This window comes from Pseudomonas sp. RA_15y_Pfl2_54, from assembly GCF_963971015.1.
Taxonomy (GTDB): domain Bacteria; phylum Pseudomonadota; class Gammaproteobacteria; order Pseudomonadales; family Pseudomonadaceae; genus Aquipseudomonas; species Aquipseudomonas baetica_A.
Window position 1 is genome coordinate 112459 of the sequence record NZ_CAXAPN010000007.1, and the last position, 15666, is coordinate 128124.

At 55.9% G+C, this 15666-nt stretch carries 18 protein-coding genes; 9 read left to right on the forward strand and 9 right to left on the reverse strand.

What is annotated here, in order from left to right:
* Nucleotides 1-2: 2 nt before the first annotated feature.
* Genes AACY50_RS07340 through AACY50_RS07350 form a run of 3 tightly spaced genes read left to right on the forward strand, consistent with a single transcriptional unit; the run spans nucleotide 3 to nucleotide 3148 of the window.
* On the forward strand, nucleotides 3-2060 hold the full coding sequence (locus tag AACY50_RS07340) for a terminase large subunit domain-containing protein (RefSeq protein ID WP_339538381.1): 2058 nt from the start codon (nucleotides 3-5) through the stop codon (nucleotides 2058-2060).
* A complete protein-coding gene (locus tag AACY50_RS07345; RefSeq protein WP_339495596.1) occupies nucleotides 1972-2838 on the forward strand; it encodes a phage portal protein in 867 nt (288 codons plus the stop codon). The genes AACY50_RS07340 and AACY50_RS07345 overlap by 89 nt, the downstream gene beginning before the upstream one ends.
* 52 nt (nucleotides 2839-2890) lie before the next feature.
* Nucleotides 2891-3148, forward strand: a complete 258-nt coding sequence (locus tag AACY50_RS07350) for an ogr/Delta-like zinc finger family protein (RefSeq protein ID WP_339495589.1) — start codon at nucleotides 2891-2893, stop codon at nucleotides 3146-3148.
* Here the strand turns inward: AACY50_RS07350 and AACY50_RS07355 are convergent.
* The 6 genes from AACY50_RS07355 to AACY50_RS07380 all read right to left on the reverse strand — a co-directional run bounded on the left by AACY50_RS07355 (nucleotide 3124) and on the right by AACY50_RS07380 (nucleotide 7679).
* Nucleotides 3124-3336 (reverse strand): hypothetical protein, encoded by a 213-nt coding sequence (locus tag AACY50_RS07355; RefSeq protein ID WP_339538382.1) that lies wholly within the window; start codon nucleotides 3334-3336, stop codon nucleotides 3124-3126. The genes AACY50_RS07350 and AACY50_RS07355 overlap by 25 nt on opposite strands.
* A gap of 512 nt (nucleotides 3337-3848) precedes the next feature.
* Nucleotides 3849-4091, reverse strand: a complete 243-nt coding sequence (locus AACY50_RS07360) for a hypothetical protein (protein WP_339538383.1) — start codon at nucleotides 4089-4091, stop codon at nucleotides 3849-3851.
* Nucleotides 4085-4369 carry a hypothetical protein gene (locus AACY50_RS07365; RefSeq protein WP_339538385.1) on the reverse strand — a complete coding sequence of 95 codons (285 nt, stop codon included), beginning with the start codon at nucleotides 4367-4369 and terminating at the stop codon, nucleotides 4085-4087. The genes AACY50_RS07360 and AACY50_RS07365 overlap by 7 nt, the downstream gene beginning before the upstream one ends.
* A gap of 61 nt (nucleotides 4370-4430) precedes the next feature.
* Complete coding sequence (locus AACY50_RS07370; RefSeq protein WP_339538386.1) at nucleotides 4431-4682, reverse strand: hypothetical protein; 252 nt, start codon at nucleotides 4680-4682, stop codon at nucleotides 4431-4433.
* 13 nt (nucleotides 4683-4695) lie between these two features.
* The gene (locus tag AACY50_RS07375; RefSeq protein WP_339538387.1) at nucleotides 4696-4989 is read right to left on the reverse strand and encodes a hypothetical protein; all 294 of its coding nucleotides are present in this window, start codon (nucleotides 4987-4989) and stop codon (nucleotides 4696-4698) included.
* Nucleotides 4990-5459: 470 nt separating this feature from the next.
* Complete coding sequence (locus AACY50_RS07380) at nucleotides 5460-7679, reverse strand: toprim domain-containing protein (protein ID WP_339538388.1); 2220 nt, start codon at nucleotides 7677-7679, stop codon at nucleotides 5460-5462.
* A gap of 213 nt (nucleotides 7680-7892) precedes the next feature.
* Between AACY50_RS07380 and AACY50_RS07385 the strand changes: the two genes are divergently transcribed.
* Nucleotides 7893-8090: a hypothetical protein gene (locus AACY50_RS07385; protein WP_339538389.1), complete on the forward strand. Its 198-nt coding sequence runs from the start codon at nucleotides 7893-7895 to the stop codon at nucleotides 8088-8090.
* A gap of 34 nt (nucleotides 8091-8124) precedes the next feature.
* On the opposite strand, the gene AACY50_RS07390 is transcribed toward AACY50_RS07385, so the two are convergent.
* Complete coding sequence (locus AACY50_RS07390; protein WP_339538390.1) at nucleotides 8125-8346, reverse strand: hypothetical protein; 222 nt, start codon at nucleotides 8344-8346, stop codon at nucleotides 8125-8127.
* Nucleotides 8347-8433: 87 nt separating this feature from the next.
* Here AACY50_RS07390 and AACY50_RS07395 point away from each other — a divergent pair, with 87 nt between their 5' ends.
* The 5 genes from AACY50_RS07395 to AACY50_RS07415 all read left to right on the forward strand — a co-directional run bounded on the left by AACY50_RS07395 (nucleotide 8434) and on the right by AACY50_RS07415 (nucleotide 12644).
* Complete coding sequence (locus AACY50_RS07395) at nucleotides 8434-8679, forward strand: helix-turn-helix domain-containing protein (RefSeq protein WP_339538391.1); 246 nt, start codon at nucleotides 8434-8436, stop codon at nucleotides 8677-8679.
* Nucleotides 8680-8858: 179 nt separating this feature from the next.
* On the forward strand, nucleotides 8859-9866 hold the full coding sequence (locus AACY50_RS07400; RefSeq protein ID WP_339538392.1) for a phage integrase: 1008 nt from the start codon (nucleotides 8859-8861) through the stop codon (nucleotides 9864-9866).
* 41 nt (nucleotides 9867-9907) lie between these two features.
* The gene (locus AACY50_RS07405) at nucleotides 9908-10597 is read left to right on the forward strand and encodes a crotonase/enoyl-CoA hydratase family protein (protein ID WP_339538393.1); all 690 of its coding nucleotides are present in this window, start codon (nucleotides 9908-9910) and stop codon (nucleotides 10595-10597) included.
* Between the two features lie 217 nt (nucleotides 10598-10814).
* Nucleotides 10815-11537, forward strand: a complete 723-nt coding sequence (locus tag AACY50_RS07410) for a 1-acylglycerol-3-phosphate O-acyltransferase (protein WP_339465576.1) — start codon at nucleotides 10815-10817, stop codon at nucleotides 11535-11537.
* 135 nt (nucleotides 11538-11672) lie between these two features.
* The gene (locus AACY50_RS07415; RefSeq protein WP_339538394.1) at nucleotides 11673-12644 is read left to right on the forward strand and encodes a magnesium and cobalt transport protein CorA; all 972 of its coding nucleotides are present in this window, start codon (nucleotides 11673-11675) and stop codon (nucleotides 12642-12644) included.
* A gap of 47 nt (nucleotides 12645-12691) precedes the next feature.
* On the opposite strand, the gene AACY50_RS07420 is transcribed toward AACY50_RS07415, so the two are convergent.
* Nucleotides 12692-13420, reverse strand: a complete 729-nt coding sequence (locus AACY50_RS07420) for an amidotransferase (RefSeq protein ID WP_339433877.1) — start codon at nucleotides 13418-13420, stop codon at nucleotides 12692-12694.
* Between the two features lie 94 nt (nucleotides 13421-13514).
* Complete coding sequence (locus tag AACY50_RS07425; RefSeq protein WP_339538395.1) at nucleotides 13515-15659, reverse strand: 3-hydroxyacyl-CoA dehydrogenase NAD-binding domain-containing protein; 2145 nt, start codon at nucleotides 15657-15659, stop codon at nucleotides 13515-13517.
* Nucleotides 15660-15666 lie beyond the last annotated feature (7 nt).

Genomic DNA, 15666 nt, shown 5'->3' on the forward strand with positions numbered 1-15666 from the left:
CCATGCTCTATTCAATCGAAGTCAAAGAAGCCGCTAAACGCCTCTATCTGCGCCGCTGCAAGCCGCGAGAGATTCAGGCCCAACTCAAGCTGCCGAACATCCGCATCGTTTATTACTGGATCGCTAAGGGCGGCTGGGACGAGATGCTGTCGGACGAAGAACCGCTGACGGCGGTGGGTCGGCGAATCACCCTTATCCTGGAGAAAGCGGCCACCCTGACCAAAGGCGAACTGGATGAACTGGACCGGCTCACGACCGTTCGCGATCGGCTGTTGAAGCAGTCCGCCAAACCGTTGCCGGCAACGATCACTGATGCGCCATCGGACAACCCGGGAGAACGGCAGGGACAGCGCGGTGAACGCCGCGAACGAGGCGACAAGGGCGGCAAGAGGCGCGAGAAGAAAGTAAAAAACGACGTCAGCGGGCTGACAGAGGTGGACTTCCTCGACAAGTTCATCAGCAAGATGTACGGCTACCAAAAGGAGCTGTTCGCCGCCAAACAGAATCCGTTGACTTGCCGAATTCGGAACATCCTCAAGAGCCGCCAGGTGGGCCTGACCTACTACTTCGCCGGCGAAGCGTTTATGGACGCGGTGCTAACAGGCGACAACCAGATTTTCCTGTCGGCCAGCCGCGCCCAGTCTGAGATTTTCCGCAGTTACATCATCGCGTTCGCACAAGAGTGGTTCGGCCTGGAGCTGACCGGCAACCCGATTGTGCTGAGCAAAGACGGCAAACCATGGGCCGAACTGCGTTTTCTCAGCACCAACAGCAGCACCGCCCAGGGTCACCATGGCCACGTCTACGTTGACGAATATTTCTGGATTCGCGATTTCGAAAAACTGAATACCGTTGCCAGTGCCATGGCCACCCACAAGAAGTGGCGCAAGACCTACTTTTCAACGCCCAGTGCCGTATCGCACCAGGCTTACCCGTTCTGGACGGGTGAGAAATTCCGCAACAGCAAACGCAAAAACGCCAAGAACCCGTGGCCTAGCGAGACACAGGCGGCGATGGGCTCGCTGTGCCCAGACGGACAATGGCGCAAGGTCATCACCATCCTGGACGCCATTGCTGGCGGCTGCGATCTATTCGACATTGAGCAGTTGCAACTGGAGTACGACGAGGACAAATTTCAGCAACTGTTCATGTGCAAATTCATCGACAGCACCATGAGCGCGTTCTCCCTATCCGACTTGGAGCGCTGCTACTCCGACCTGTCGCTTTGGACGGACTACGACCCCGACGATCCGCGCCCCTTCGGCAACAGCCCTGTGTGGATCGGCTACGACCCCAGCCGTACCCGGGACGATGCCAGTTGCGTGGTCGTTGCACCGCCACTGGAGCCTGGCGCCAAGTTCAGGATTCTGGAAAAGCACAGTTGGCGCGGACAGTCGTTCAAGTACCAGGCGGAGCAGGTCAAGAAACTCACCGAGCGGTTCAACGTGCAACACATCGGCATCGATACCACTGGCATCGGCTACGGCGTGTTTGACCTAGTGCGCGATTTCTACCCGCGTGCGACCTCGATTCACTACAGCCTCGAAACGAAAAACACCCTGGTACTCAAAGCCCAAGACACTATTCAGGGCAGTCGGATCGAATGGGATGCCGGCTGGAACGACATCGCTCAGGCCTTCCTGACGATCAAGCGCGGCACCACAGGCGGTGGCCAAGTCACCTACAGCGCATCGCGCACCGACGCCTCGGGTCACGCCGATATCGCCTGGGCGATCATGCATGCCCTGGCCCACGAACCCCTCAATACCAACAAGCAGCGGCGTAGCCGCTACTCAATGACTGGATCAGCAAACAATGGCGCGAAAAAAACGACAGCAAACACCGGCAGCCGCAGCCCCCGGGCGAGCAAGGATGTTTTCATTCGGCGCACCCGAACAGGTACTGAGCGAAAACATCGGGCAGTACCTGGGCGTGTTCGCCACGCACGACGGCCGGATCTACACGCCGCCGGTGTCGCGCCAGGGGCTGGCCAAACTGCTGCGCGCCAACGCACACCACGGCGCCATTCCCGGGTTCAAGCGCAACCTGTTGCTGCGTGAGTTCATCCCGTCGGAGGGCTGCTCGATCACGACCATGGGCCGCGCCGGGCTCGACTTTATGGTGTTCGGCGAGGCGTATTTCCTGCGTAACCGCAACGCCTTCGGGCAGGTGCTTGAGATGGAGCATCTGCCGACGATCAACATGCGGGTCAAGGTGGATGGTGGTTTTGTGATGTTGCTACCGGACGGCAAAGAAGTGGAGTTCGACCAGGACGAAATCGAACACGTCATGAATTACGACGTGGAACAGAACATCTACGGCGTGCCTGATTACCTGGGCGGCATGCAAGCGCTGCTGCTTAACGAGGCCGCGACCCTGTTCCGCCGGCGCTACTACAGCAACGGCGCCCACGCGGGCTACATCTTCTACACCAACGACCCGAACCTGAGCGAAGACGACGAGGACGAGCTGAGGGCGCAGATCACCGCGAGCAAGGGTGTGGGTAACTTCCGCTCGATGTTCGTCAACATCCCGGGCGGCGATAAGGAGGCGATCCAGATCATTCCCGTGGGGGATTTCCAGGCGAAAGACGAGCTGGAGAAGGTGAAGAACATCACCCGTAACGACGTGATTGCCGCGTGGCGGATGAACCCCGCGCTGGCCGGGATCATCCCGGAGAACAGCGGAGGGTTCGGCGACATTGAAAAGATTGATCGGGTTTACACCAACAACGAGATTCGTCCGATCTGTCAGTTGTTCGACCAGTTGAATGATTCACTGCGGCCTGATCGGCGTATCGGATGGCGTGAACCTGTTGAGTCAGGCGCAGCGGTTTGAGGCTGCTTCACGTAGAATAGTGTATGTACATACACCATTGGGAAGGGGCGCAATGCGGATCACTTGTAGAGACTGTGGGGGTAAGGCTCGGATTGGCTCGCGGGAAAACATGAATGTGGAATATGCAAAGCTGTACTGCCAGTGCCTCAACCCACGTTGCGGGCATACATTCGTGATGAGCCTTACCTATTCACACCCTTTGCGTCCTTCTGCTCAGTCGGTCGACCAGTTGATTTTCGACCGACTACGGGAAATGCCGATTGCTCAGCAACGTCAGTTATTTGATCAGCTTAGTTCATTGCCTACCTGATTAAACAACTCTCCTAGTTCTTTAGAACATTCCAGTAATCGACCATGACTCCAAGTCATGGTCGCTACAACACCGCCGCTTTCCTCTTCGTTCAGTGGTCGAGCACCGACTGACACACTTAACGACATTATTACTTTCGCGACTTCTTCTAAAACGTCTCTTGTGTTGATGATTACGCGCTCGTCCATTACTTCGGCTCCATGCTGGGCGGATCAAATTGCGGCGCACTTTACGGATTTAAAAAATAGATTGTCAAATAGTATTTTGGAGGCTTTTTGAACTATGTACCTCACCCAAAAGCTCTCGCTATAAAATCCTGACTCAGCCGGTAGGCCAAGCAGACTGGGGTTCTGTGTGACATTGCAAAAGGCCATTAGTTCACTGAAGCATGCATGATTTTGTAGTTTCATGTATGAGCGATTACATCGATACAGATGTGTTTACTCGTCTCTTGGCTAGTGTTTATTAGTTCAGGCTCTCCGCTACCGGTTTTGTATAGATAAACTCTTGCGTTGTTTTTATCTAATTTGATTTTTTGTGCTGCTGGGTGCGGCCTGCATGATTTGCATATAAGTATATTTTCATGTATGTCAAGAAACAACAGTGATAGAGACTGCGACTGGTTTTTTAGGCAAAGAAAAAGGGCGCCATAGCGCCCTTGTGAACCATTAATTCAGTGCGACTTTAGCCGCTAAAATTATTACGTTTTATTGCGAGGCATCAGTAGGCTCACAACCCCGTATCGACGATGTCCCTGCGAATCTTCGAAAGCGGCAACCACAAGCCCTTCTGGCAAATGGATTTGTGCAATGCCGTTCCCTGTGTCGTGGTGGAGTAGCGCGGTGGCTTCCACCAGGTGAAAATCTGTGGGCAACTCCGCTTGTTTTCGAGCGTTGTCATACGCTGTTTCGCTTACTGCAACAAACTGGCCGTCGATCAGCATGCTGTAACTCCTTTCTGTTGTGGTGCTACTGGTTTGGCGAGCAACTGCGCTAAAACGTCGGCGTCACGGTCAGAAAGGTCGCCAAGCTGTTGTGCCATTGCCGCGAGGCTTTCGAGAAGCTGCCGGGCGTCTGGGGTTTTGTGAACCAGGTAGCCGATCAAGGCGGCGCCGATCATCGCCGTTGCCAATAACGGGCGAGGTGGCTTAAAGGTGACGCTGCCTTGCTCCGCCGGTGTGATAGCCTTGTTGTCGCTGCTGCTTGGGTGCTGTGCTTGCATGGTGTTGCTCCTCTTGTGGTGGTTGGTGTCGGGGAGCTGCAACTCCTCGACACCGTCTCTCTCACGCTTGCCGCAATTGGCTTGCCGTAAATACCGGGCGCTGTTCACAGCGCACTTCAAACAATCCCAGGTCATGCCCATCCACATCGCGCATATGCACGATCGTGACGAACGTCGGCGTGTCCTCCGGGTGATCCCTCCAATGTGCAGCCGCTGCCAGCTCGGCCAGATCCTCCGGTGAGCGCTGGTCGACGTAGCTGCTCGGTAACGGCAGCTCGCCGGGCAGGGTGTTGGCTACGAAGCGAATAATCATTGCTGCCCCCTCCTTACGCTTGGCGCACCAGGTGAACCACAAAATCAGATGGGATTCCGGAGTGAATGCCCTGGGCTTGCAGATTCATCGCGGCTTTGATCTGGAACTGGGTGCAGTCGTCGGCCAGGAATTGCTTGGCACCGGCCATTGCTTTCTCTGCGATCAGGTTCACGAAGTACGGGGTAGTCCACTGCTGGCCGACGAGGATTGGCGCCTCTATGCCTTGCGCTTTCAGTTCGGCTTGAATGGCGAGCAGTTGGGTGGTTTTGCCTGTGGCTCGGTCGCCAGTGATGACTTGTACTTGCATGGTGTTGCTCCTTGTTTTGCTGGTTGGATCAGGCCGCGCCTGAAAAAAATGTCGCGTGTGCCCCGGCGTCCCCCGGAACATCCGGAACAATTAAAAGTGGATGGCCGGCAGCCCAAGGATTACGGGGCTTTCAGCGTGGTGCTTGGGTGGAACGTTTAGCCGGAACATTGCGGAACAGCTTTTTCTTGAAAATCGCTGTAGCCCTTGAACGACGGGCGTTTGCGAGGTGTTCCGGCAAATGGCCACGGTGGAACACTTCTGGAACAGCCATTGGAAAGTTGTTCCGGTGTGTTCCAGCGTGTTCCGGTCTGTGGTGGTGGGCTGATGCTTGTTATCTATCTGTTTTTTATAGATATTTTTCTTATAGATATTAATGTTCCAGATGTTCCACCCAATCAGTGGGCACACACGCATTTGCTTAAAAACACGGGTACACCCCCATACGCATGTCTTTCCCCCAACGACGTTCATCACGATTTACTCCCCTTCCGGAACATCCAGCAGTTGAGCGATCGTTTCTCGATGACCGACCGGACTTTGCGAGTCTCGATGAAGGTGTGTGTGGTGCTGAGCGGCAGCGCACGGTGTAGCTGCGTCGCATGGATGACCTCTTGGCCAGCGAGGCGACAGGCGTTGTGGAAGTGTTCGATGTTGATGGCGATCAGGTCTTTGTCGGCGCTGTGGTTGAGCGTTTCCTGAGTGATATCGCGATCGCCGGCATCATCGCTGATCGAAACCACACGCTCGTTCAGGTAGTGATAGATCTGCCAGAAGCGCCCGGCTGTTGGGTTCTCAATGCTGACGCGCTGCTGTCGATCGATGGCGCGGCGTTCGATGTGCTTGATTACTTGTTCCAGAGTTTCGCCGCTCCAGTCCGGAAAGAGCGTCTGAGTGGCTTTCGCTGCGGCCATCATTTGCGCGTGGCACAGAACAATCCGCTGGTGCTGAAGCGCCGGGTTTGCTTGTAGACGTTGCTCGTATTCGGGAAAGGCGTCGAAGTAGCGCTGGAGCCAGGCGGATTCCTGCCCTATGCAGTGGCCCAGGTAGCCGGCTAATTGCTCGACGGCAATACCGTTGAGGCGTGTGGCCAGAACTTTCAACGCAGGGGTGTGGTGCGCCCTGTTCGCATGGAAATGACAAATACGGGTCAGGATTGCTTCTGAGCCTTCAACACTGGCGTTCTGAGCAATGCACAGGGCTGCGAGAAAGATCAGGCTGTCAGTGTCGTTACTCGAGGACTTAACTCCGACCGTTCTTAGCGTGGCGTTGTGGTCAAACAGGGCTTTCCATTTTTCCCAGTTGTACTGGCTGACGACCGTGCGCCCTTGGGCGTCGACGACCTGGCTATCAGACTCGATAAGCACCACCGGAAGATTGCTCACTTGGGACAGTGCACGGGTCAGGCCGATCGCACTGGCGCCGTCACTGTTGGGCTTGATGCCTTCGAAGTTGGAGCGACCGACCAACCGCCAAAGGAAACGCAGCAAGCTGGACTTGCCGGCACCGGCATCGCCTGTCAGCTCCAGGAAAGGCCACGACTCCTGTTTGGTACGGATCTGTTGCACGAACAGTGTGGCAGTCCACCACGACAATGCCGCGAGTCCGTTCAGGTGATGCACTGCGAAGAAATCGGAAAACCAACCCGGATCGAAGCCAGATCCGCGGATGATCGACAGGCTATTGAGCGACGTTTTCAGGCCGACTTTCCCGACCTCAAGATAACCGTGGTTGTTGGCTAGGTACTCGCGACCCTTGTGATAACCGAACTTCTGAAAGCAGTACGTCTTGCTTGATGCGTCATAGCCGACAAAGGGCAGCGATCGAACTGTCAGCGCGTTGTCGAGCCACTTGCTGCGCAACATGGCCAGCACCTTCTCTCCACCTTCGAAGTTGCCGCCAGGTGTGCGCTCCAGTAGCGATTTGGCGAAGCTGCGCGGGTCACCAATTGAGTTGGGCGCCAGAGGCTCTTTGCAGTTCTGTGCCGCATTCGGGAAATTGAATTGGAAGAAGAACTGCTGATCACCACTGAGGGCATCGCGCTGGATGTATTCAAAGTGCGGAACACAGTTGGCCACCTGCTTCATGTCGCAGTGCTTTTCGAATTTCGGCCAGTGGCCGTTCACCGTGTCGCCGTCCAGATCCTTGTTCAGTTCGTCGGTGTTGATCTTTGCCGAATAGAGACGGTTCTGAAACTCCACCAGGAAGAAGCTGCGCGGCCGCTTGAGATAGAGCAGAAACGCTTTTTTGGCTGAGCTGACAGCGACGAACAAGCGCCCCTGATAACAGGCTTCCAGCATGAATTCTTCATTGAGTTGGCCATCGCGGTATACGTCGTCCCAGTCGCGATCTGCACCGGCGAGCGCCACCCAGGCCTTTTCGTCTTTGGCATGCAGTTGGCTACGGTATTTCGGAATGACGGAGTGGCCGGCCGCGTCGTCGTCCAAGGCGATGACCCACCGGACTTTCTTGCCCTTGTGTTCCTCGACCAGGCTCCAGGGAAAGTTATTGGCCGAGATTGAGGCGACGGCCTTGTAACCGGCAAGGAACAAAGCGATGGCGTGAAAAATGCCCTCCACGATATAGACGGTGTCGCCCGGCTCGATCGTCATGCCCGGCGGTATCCAGCAGCCGCCTTTGTAGTCCATCCCCTTTTTGATGCCGGCTTTGTTGCCCTCGTTGGCCGCGACCATGGTGGCGTCAATGATGCGTTCCCAATAACCGTTGCACAGCGGGAAACGAACCGTGTCAGCCCATTGGCCGTCCTTCATCGGGCGGCGGCCTTGTTCGTACCAGCCTTTCATCTTGCCGATATCAAAGCCGCGATTACGCTGTAGGTAAGCGTCGGCCGTCGCGTTTGGATTCAGTTCGGTACGAGGGAATCGCTCGCTGAGGTTTTCGAACAGGTGGCTGTAGCGCTCCCGAGTTTTTTCCTCGAACTGGCATTGGTTCAAGCGGTTGCACTTGAGCTGGTAGGGCTGCTTACGGGCGATGTACAGGGTGCGTTCGCCGCAGCCTGGGCAAACACCTTTTTGAAAGTAGGTGGCGCCAATGTCTTTGAAATCCAGTTCGTGGTCATGCTCCAGGGCTTCGACCACTTCTAGACGGTAGATGTCTTCGAATTGCATTGGCCGCCCCTCAGCGCTTAGCCGAGGCGGACATGACGCGCTCTGCTTGCTGAGCCGCTTCAATAGCCAGTGCAAGCATGTTGATCAGCACTGCTTCCTTGGAACCTTCGTTCTTTTCACGAATGAGGATCCGGCCACGCTCGATTTCGTTCCGGATGGCTCGTTCGGATTGGCCGGAGCGCCGGGCCAGCTCTCTGACAGTGGTGTAGGGCGTGTCGATCGTGATCTGCATTTGATAAGCTCCATGGGTATATATGCAGCAGATATGTATCTGCACCCACAGAATATGTATGTAAATACACAAAATCAAGGGGTCGTCATGGATTTAGGAAGCAAGCTCAAGGAAGTGCGGCTGACAGAGCGACTGACACAAACTGAAATTTGCGAACTCACCGGCGTCAAAATGGACACTTGGAAGGGCTATGAGTACGGACGCAGCAAATCAGTCAGCTCGGTCGAGTTGCTGAAGGTCACCATGCACCCGAGGTTCAAAAAATACGCGCTGTGGCTAGTGACTGATGAGGTTGCACCTGAAGCGGGTCAGATAAGCCCTGTCATCGGCTAGTACCCCTGCCCGCCCGCCTAACCTGCGACAAGGATTGTTTCGTGCGTGTTTGCCACCCGGTCTGTGTGTGACTTATGTCAATAAAGAAGCTTGAGTCTGGCGAATGGCTCGTGGACTGTCGGCCGGATGGACGCGCAGGCGCACGCGTTCGAAAAAAACTCAGAACCAAAAATGAGGCAATGATTTTCGAACGACGGTTGATGGGAGACGGCGCCAAGGGCGAGTTTGAAAAAAAGCCTAAACGAGACGAGCGCCGACTTTCCGATCTAGTGTCTCTCTGGTTCAAGCTTCACGGCTGTCACCTCAAACAAGGTGAGAAATGCCTAGCTTTTCTTGAGCGCATGGTCAAAAACCTTGGTGATCCGCGAGCTACTGACTTCACCGCGAGCAGCTTCACCCAATACCGATCAGATCGACTTGCCGGTAAATGGGGTCGCGCAAAAGTAGATGAGGCTGGTAAGCGGAACGGTGCAACGACGCCAATCACAGCGAACACGGCAAACCACGAACTGAGTTATCTACGTGCAGTGTTCAATGAGCTGGAACGGCTGGGTGAGTGGTCTGGCGAAAACCCGCTGTCCAAGGTTCGGGCACTGAAATTCGATCAAAGCGAGATGGCGTATCTATCCAGCGAGCAAATATCGTTGTTACTGACAAGGCTGGATAAAGAAACGTCAGACGTCGGTGTCATCGCACGCGTCTGCCTTTCAACTGGTGCACGTTGGGCGGAAGCGGCAAATCTGGAGCCGGGCCAGGTGAGGGATGGCCGGATTCACTTCACTCGAACGAAGTCGGCTAAAAACCGCACTGTCCCGATCGCACCGGCGCTAGAGAAGATGCTTACAAACTGTATGCCGTTCAAGTCGTCTTATCGGGAAACCTGGTACACCTTTGCGGACGTCGTCAACGAGATAGAACTAGGGTTGCCGAAGGGCCAGGTTACGCATGTTTTGCGTCATACCTTCGCAAGCCATTACATGATGAACGGTGGGGATATCCTCACCTTACAGCGGGTGCTTGGACATTCAACGCTGGAAATGACAATTCGTTATGCCCACTTCAGCCCCGGCCACCTTGCGGAGGTGGTCAATTTGAACCCTCTCGCCGGCGACCGTGGACACTTTGTGGACACTTCGCCAAGAAACACCACAAGAAAACCACAATCTCAAATCAATAAAGCCCTTTAAAAATATGGGCTTCAGCCAACTAAAAACAAAAGGAACACAAGATGAGCGACCTGATTTCCTACCACCTCGAAGACGGTATCGCGACCCTGACCTTGAGCAACGGCAAGGTCAATGCCATTTCCCCGGACGTGATTGCGGCGTTCAATGCGGCGCTGGATCAGGCTGTGACTGATCGTGCCATCGTGATCATTACCGGTCAGCCGGGCATTCTGTCGGGTGGTTATGACCTGAAGGTGATGACCGCTGGCCCTAAAGAAGCCGTGTCGCTGGTGACCGCAGGTTCGACGTTGGCTCGCCGTCTGCTCTCTCACCCGTTCCCGGTGATCGTCGCTTGCCCGGGTCATGCCGTGGCCAAGGGTGCCTTCATTCTGTTGTCCGCCGACTACCGCATCGGCGTCGATGGCCCATTCAGCATTGGTCTGAACGAAGTGCAGATCGGCATGACCATGCACCACGCCGGTATCGAACTGGCTCGTGATCGACTGCGTCGTTCGGCATTCCACCGTTCGGTGATCAACGGTGAGATGTTTGATCCGAAAAGCGCTGTGGATGCCGGTTTCCTCGACAAGGTGGTTTGCGCCGAGGAGTTGCAAGGTGCCGCACTCGCTGCCGCGCGTCAGTTGAAGAAGATCAACATGACTGCGCACAAAAACACCAAGCTGAAGGTGCGTAAGGCTCTGCTGGAAACCCTGGATAACGCCATCATCCAGGATCAGGAGCATCTGGGTTAATCACCCGGTTCCAGCATTGAAGAAAAGCCCGGCCGTCGTGTCGGGCTTTTTCCTGCAAGCTCCGTTGAAAGCGCCACGGCTGCTCTAGGACGCGTCTGACAAACAAATCCGAAACATGCGCTTAAACATCGCCTATCTCCTGCCTCTATAGCGGCAATTGCCGAAAACAGTGCACATCCGTACACTGCGCCACCTTTTGTGCCGGTGGGGCCTTAAAATGCTGTTCGTGTTTCGTATGTTATTGATGAGCCTGCACTTTATTTTAGCCGGCGTGCTGGGGGTGATCCTCGGGTTGTGCCGCCCATTCAATCCGGACAACAGCCGTTTATGCGCCCGCCTCTACGCCTTGCCGGCGATGTGCATTTTGCGTCTGCGAGTGAAGTCCGACGTCAGCGGCTTGATGAGCAAGCCTGACAGTTGCGTGATCATCGCCAATCATCAATCCAACTATGATTTGTTCGTGTTCGGCAATGTCGTGCCGCGCCGCACCGTCTGCATCGGCAAGAAGAGCCTGAAGTGGGTGCCGCTGTTCGGGCAATTGTTCTGGCTGGCCGGCAACGTTTTGATTGACCGTGGCAATGCGCACAAAGCGCGCCAGTCAATGCTCACCACCACGCATACCTTGCAGAACGAAGACACGTCGATCTGGGTGTTCCCGGAGGGCACGCGTAACCTCGGTGAAGAACTGTTGCCGTTCAAGAAAGGCGCGTTCCAGATGGCGATTGCCGCGGGCGTACCGATCGTTCCAGTGTGTGTCAGCAGCTACATCAGGCACATGCGTTTGAATCGCTGGCGCAGCGGGAAAGTTCTCATACGCTCGTTGCCGGCAATTCCTACCGCTGGACTGACCATGGACGACATGCCCATGCTCATCAGCCAGTGCCGCGAGCAAATGCGCGAATGCATCGAATCGATGGATCGGCAACTGCAAGCCGCCTGACCAAATAAACCCGCCCCGTGCGGGTTTTCTTTTATGCGGTGAACTGTGCTGATTTCACTGACTCTCAAGCAGCGACACGGCTAAGCTGAAGCCGTGCAATCCCTGTCATCTGCCAAGAAGAAGTGAACCACCACCATGGGTCGAGTTGTTGCTGCCGCGGTGTACAGCGCGGGTAAGAAAGTCACCAATATTACCCTTGATGAAGGCGCCGCCTGGGCCGCCAAAACCGGCCACTTTGTCTGGATCGGCCTCGAAGAGCCGAACGCACAGGAATTGTCCAACCTGCAACGCCAGTTCAACCTGCACGAACTGGCCATCGAAGATGCTCTGGAAAAACACAGCCGGCCAAAACTGGAAACCTTTGGCGACGCGTTGTTTATCGTGACTTACTCGCCAATCCGTGAACACGGGATTTTGCAATTCATCGAAACCCACATCTTCGCCGGCAAGGGCTACATCATTACCGCGCGCAACGGCCACTCGGCGTCGTACGCCCATGTCCGTCAACGGTGTGAAGCACGCCCACTGTTGCTGGAGCATGGAGAAGACTTCGTCCTCTATGCGCTACTCGACTTTGTGATCGAGAACTACCAGCCCGTAGGCGAGGCGATCCATGCCGAAATTGATGAACTTGAGCGCAATGTGCTGTGCAGTGCGCTGAACGAACACGACATTCAAAGGCTTCATGGATTGCGCCGCGACGTAGTGCGCCTGCGCCGGTACGCGGCGCCGATGGTGGAAATCGGCGAAGAACTGCAACGACTGAGCTTTCCGTTTATCGACAAGAACATGCGCCCGTACTTCCGCGATGTGCAAATCCATGTCACAAGACAGATGGAAGACCTGACTACACTGGCGGAAATCGCCAGCCAGACCATCGAAGTCGGTGTATTGCTTGAAGCGTCAAGACAAAGCGTGGTGCAGCGCAAATTTGCGGCGTGGGCCGCGATTCTGGCGTTCCCGACGGCAGTGGCGGGGATCTACGGGATGAATTTTCAGAACATGCCCGAGTTGAGCTGGCACTACGGTTACTTCGGTGTTCTGGGGTTTATTACGGTGGGATGTGTGAGTTTGTGGGCAAGTTTCAAGAAATCAGGCTGGTTGTAGTGCTGTGGTAAGGGAATGCTCCCTTACCACAGATGCCGCGTCAGATTTTAAACAGCTTTAGCTTCTGGCTTGTGCGCCACAAAGCGCATCATCCACTCCGCGACCGTAGCGCCATGATGCTCCTGCTCAAGGCTGGCCACGCCTTTGCTGTAAATCTGCGTACCCAACGCGTCCTGACGCAGTTCGAGCAGCGCACGCGAATAATCGTGAATGAATTCCGGATGGCCCTGGAAGCACAGCACCTGATCATTGATGTGGTACGCCGCAAACGGGCAGAAGTCGCTGGAAGCGATGACCGTGGCGTTTTCCGGTAGCGCCGTCACCTGATCCTGGTGGCTGATCAGCAGTGTGAGTTCCTCACGCACCGGGTTCATCCACGGCGCCCTGGCCGCGAGTTTGTAGTTGTGGGTACCAACGCCCCACCCCTGAGCCGCGCGTTCGCTCTTGCCACCCAGCAGCAGTGCCAGCAGTTGGTGGCCAAAGCACACACCGAGCAGTTTGTCGCCACGTTCGTAGCGGCTCAGCAGGTATTGCTTGAGGGTTTGAATCCACGGGTCGGTACCGAAGGAATCAGCCTTGCTGCCGGTGACCAGGTACGCATCGAACGTCAGGTCGTCGCTCGGGTATTCGCCCTGCATCACGTTGTAGACGGCGAACTCGGCGGCGATCGGTTGCTGCGAGAACAGGCGCTGAAACATCTGCCCGTAACCCTGATATTGATCGACCAGTTCCGGACGCAGGATGTCGGTTTCCAGAATGCAGATGCGTAGCGACATAAAAAATACCTGACACATGATGGGAATAATGAACACCCAGAGCCTGCCCTGAATCACCCAGACAAGGCAAGCCCCGCAGCCTTCTCCCCATCACTTAAAACAGCTCGCCTTTCGCAGCCTTCTCCAACAACAACGCCGGTGGTGCAAAACGCTCGCCATATTGCTCCGCCAGATACTGCGCACGGGCAACGAAGTCTTTCACCCCGTATTGATTGATGAATTGCAACGCACCACCGGTCCACGCCGCAAAACCAATGCCAAAGATCGAACCAATATTGGCGTCCGCCGTTGAGGTCAGCACACCCTCCTCCACACAGCGCACGGTTTCGATGGCCTGCACGAACAACAGACGGTCACGTACATCCTTCGGCGAGATCTGCCCATCAGCCTTCTCGAAACGGGTCTTGAGTTGCGGCCACAAATGCTTCTGTCCACCGGCCGGATAATCATAAAAACCGCCGCCAGCCGCTTTGCCGGGGCGCTTGTATTCGTTGAGCAGCAAATCAATCACGGCGAAGGCCGGGTGCTCAATCAGCGGGTTCCCTTCAGCTTGCAGGTCTTTGGCCGTTTGTTGGCGGATATGGCTCATCAGGCTGAGGGAAACTTCGTCAGATATCGCCAGAGGCCCGACCGGCATACCGGCCTTGCGCGCTTCAGTCTCGATCATCGCTGCGCTTACGCCTTCACCGAGCATGGCGATGCCTTCATTGGTGAAGGTGCCGAACACGCGCGACGTGAAGAAGCCGCGACTGTCGTTGACCACAATCGGCGTTTTCTTGATTTGCAGTACGAAATCAAAACCACGGGCGAGGGTTTCGTCGCTGGTCTGCGCGCCTCTGATGATTTCCACCAGCGGCATTTTCTCCACAGGGCTGAAGAAGTGCAGGCCGATGAATTTGCTCTGATCGGGGACGGCACTCGCCAGACCGGTGATCGGCAAGGTTGAAGTATTGGAAGCGATCACGGCATCAGCGCCAACAACCTTCTGAGCTGCCGAAGACACCTGCGCTTTGAGTTCGCGATCCTCGAATACCGCTTCGATGATCAGATCACAACCCGCCAGGTCGACATCGGTTTCAGTGGCATGAATCCGCGTCAGCACCGCTTCGCGCTGTTCAGCACTCATTTGCCCGCGGGCGACTTTTTTGTCCAGCAGCGCCGCCGAATGCGCTTTGCCCTTCTCGGCCGCGGTCAGGTTGATGTCCTTGAGCACCACGTCAATGCCCGCCGAGGCGCTGACAAAAGCGATCCCGGCGCCCATCATCCCCGCACCGAGTACGCCGACTTTCTGCGTTTTATACGGCGCAAGCCCCTGCGGCCGCGACCCACCGGCATTGATCTCATTGAGCTGAAACCAGAACGTGCCGATCAGGTTTTTCGAAATCTGCCCCGTGGTCAGCTCGGTGAAATAGCGGGTTTCGATCAGATGCGCGGTATCGAAATCCACCTGAGCGCCTTCAACCGCCGCACACAGAATCTTTTCCGGCGCTGGCAGCGTGCCTTGGGTTTTCGTCCGCAGTATTGACGGCGCAATTGCCAGCATCTGCGCCACTTTCGGGTTCGACGGCGTACCGCCGGGAATCTGGTACCCCTTGACGTCCCAGCGCTGTACCGCCTCCGGATTGGCGACAATCCAGGCGCGTGCCTTGGCCAGCAGTTCATCGCGATTCGCCGCCAGCTCATCAATCAAACCGGCTTGCAACGCTTGCTGCGGACGCACTTTTTTACCCTCCAGCAGATAAGGCAGCGCCTTCTCGATACCAAGCATTCGCACCATGCGCACGACCCCGCCGCCACCCGGCAGCAGGCCGAGGGTGACTTCCGGCAAACCGAGTTGCACCGACGCGTCATCCAAAGCGACGCGATGATGACAAGCCAGGCAGATTTCCCAGCCGCCACCGAGCGCCGCACCGTTGATCGCCGCAACCACCGGTTTGCCCAAGGTTTCCAGAGTGCGCAATTGCCCCTTGAGGGACAGCACCATGTCGTAGAACGCTTTGGCTTCTGGCTTACCGACCTTGATCAGCTCATTGAGGTCGCCACCTGCAAAGAAGGTTTTCTTCGCCGAGGTGATGATGACGCCAGCAATGCGGTCTTTTTCAGTGACAAGCCGGGCGACGCAAGCGGCCATAGCCTCGCGATAGAGGGCGTTCATGGTGTTGGCGCTCTGGCCCGGCATGTCGATGGTCAGCACGACGATCCCGTCCTGGCCTTTTTCGTAACGAATGGCTTCGCTCATAACAAGT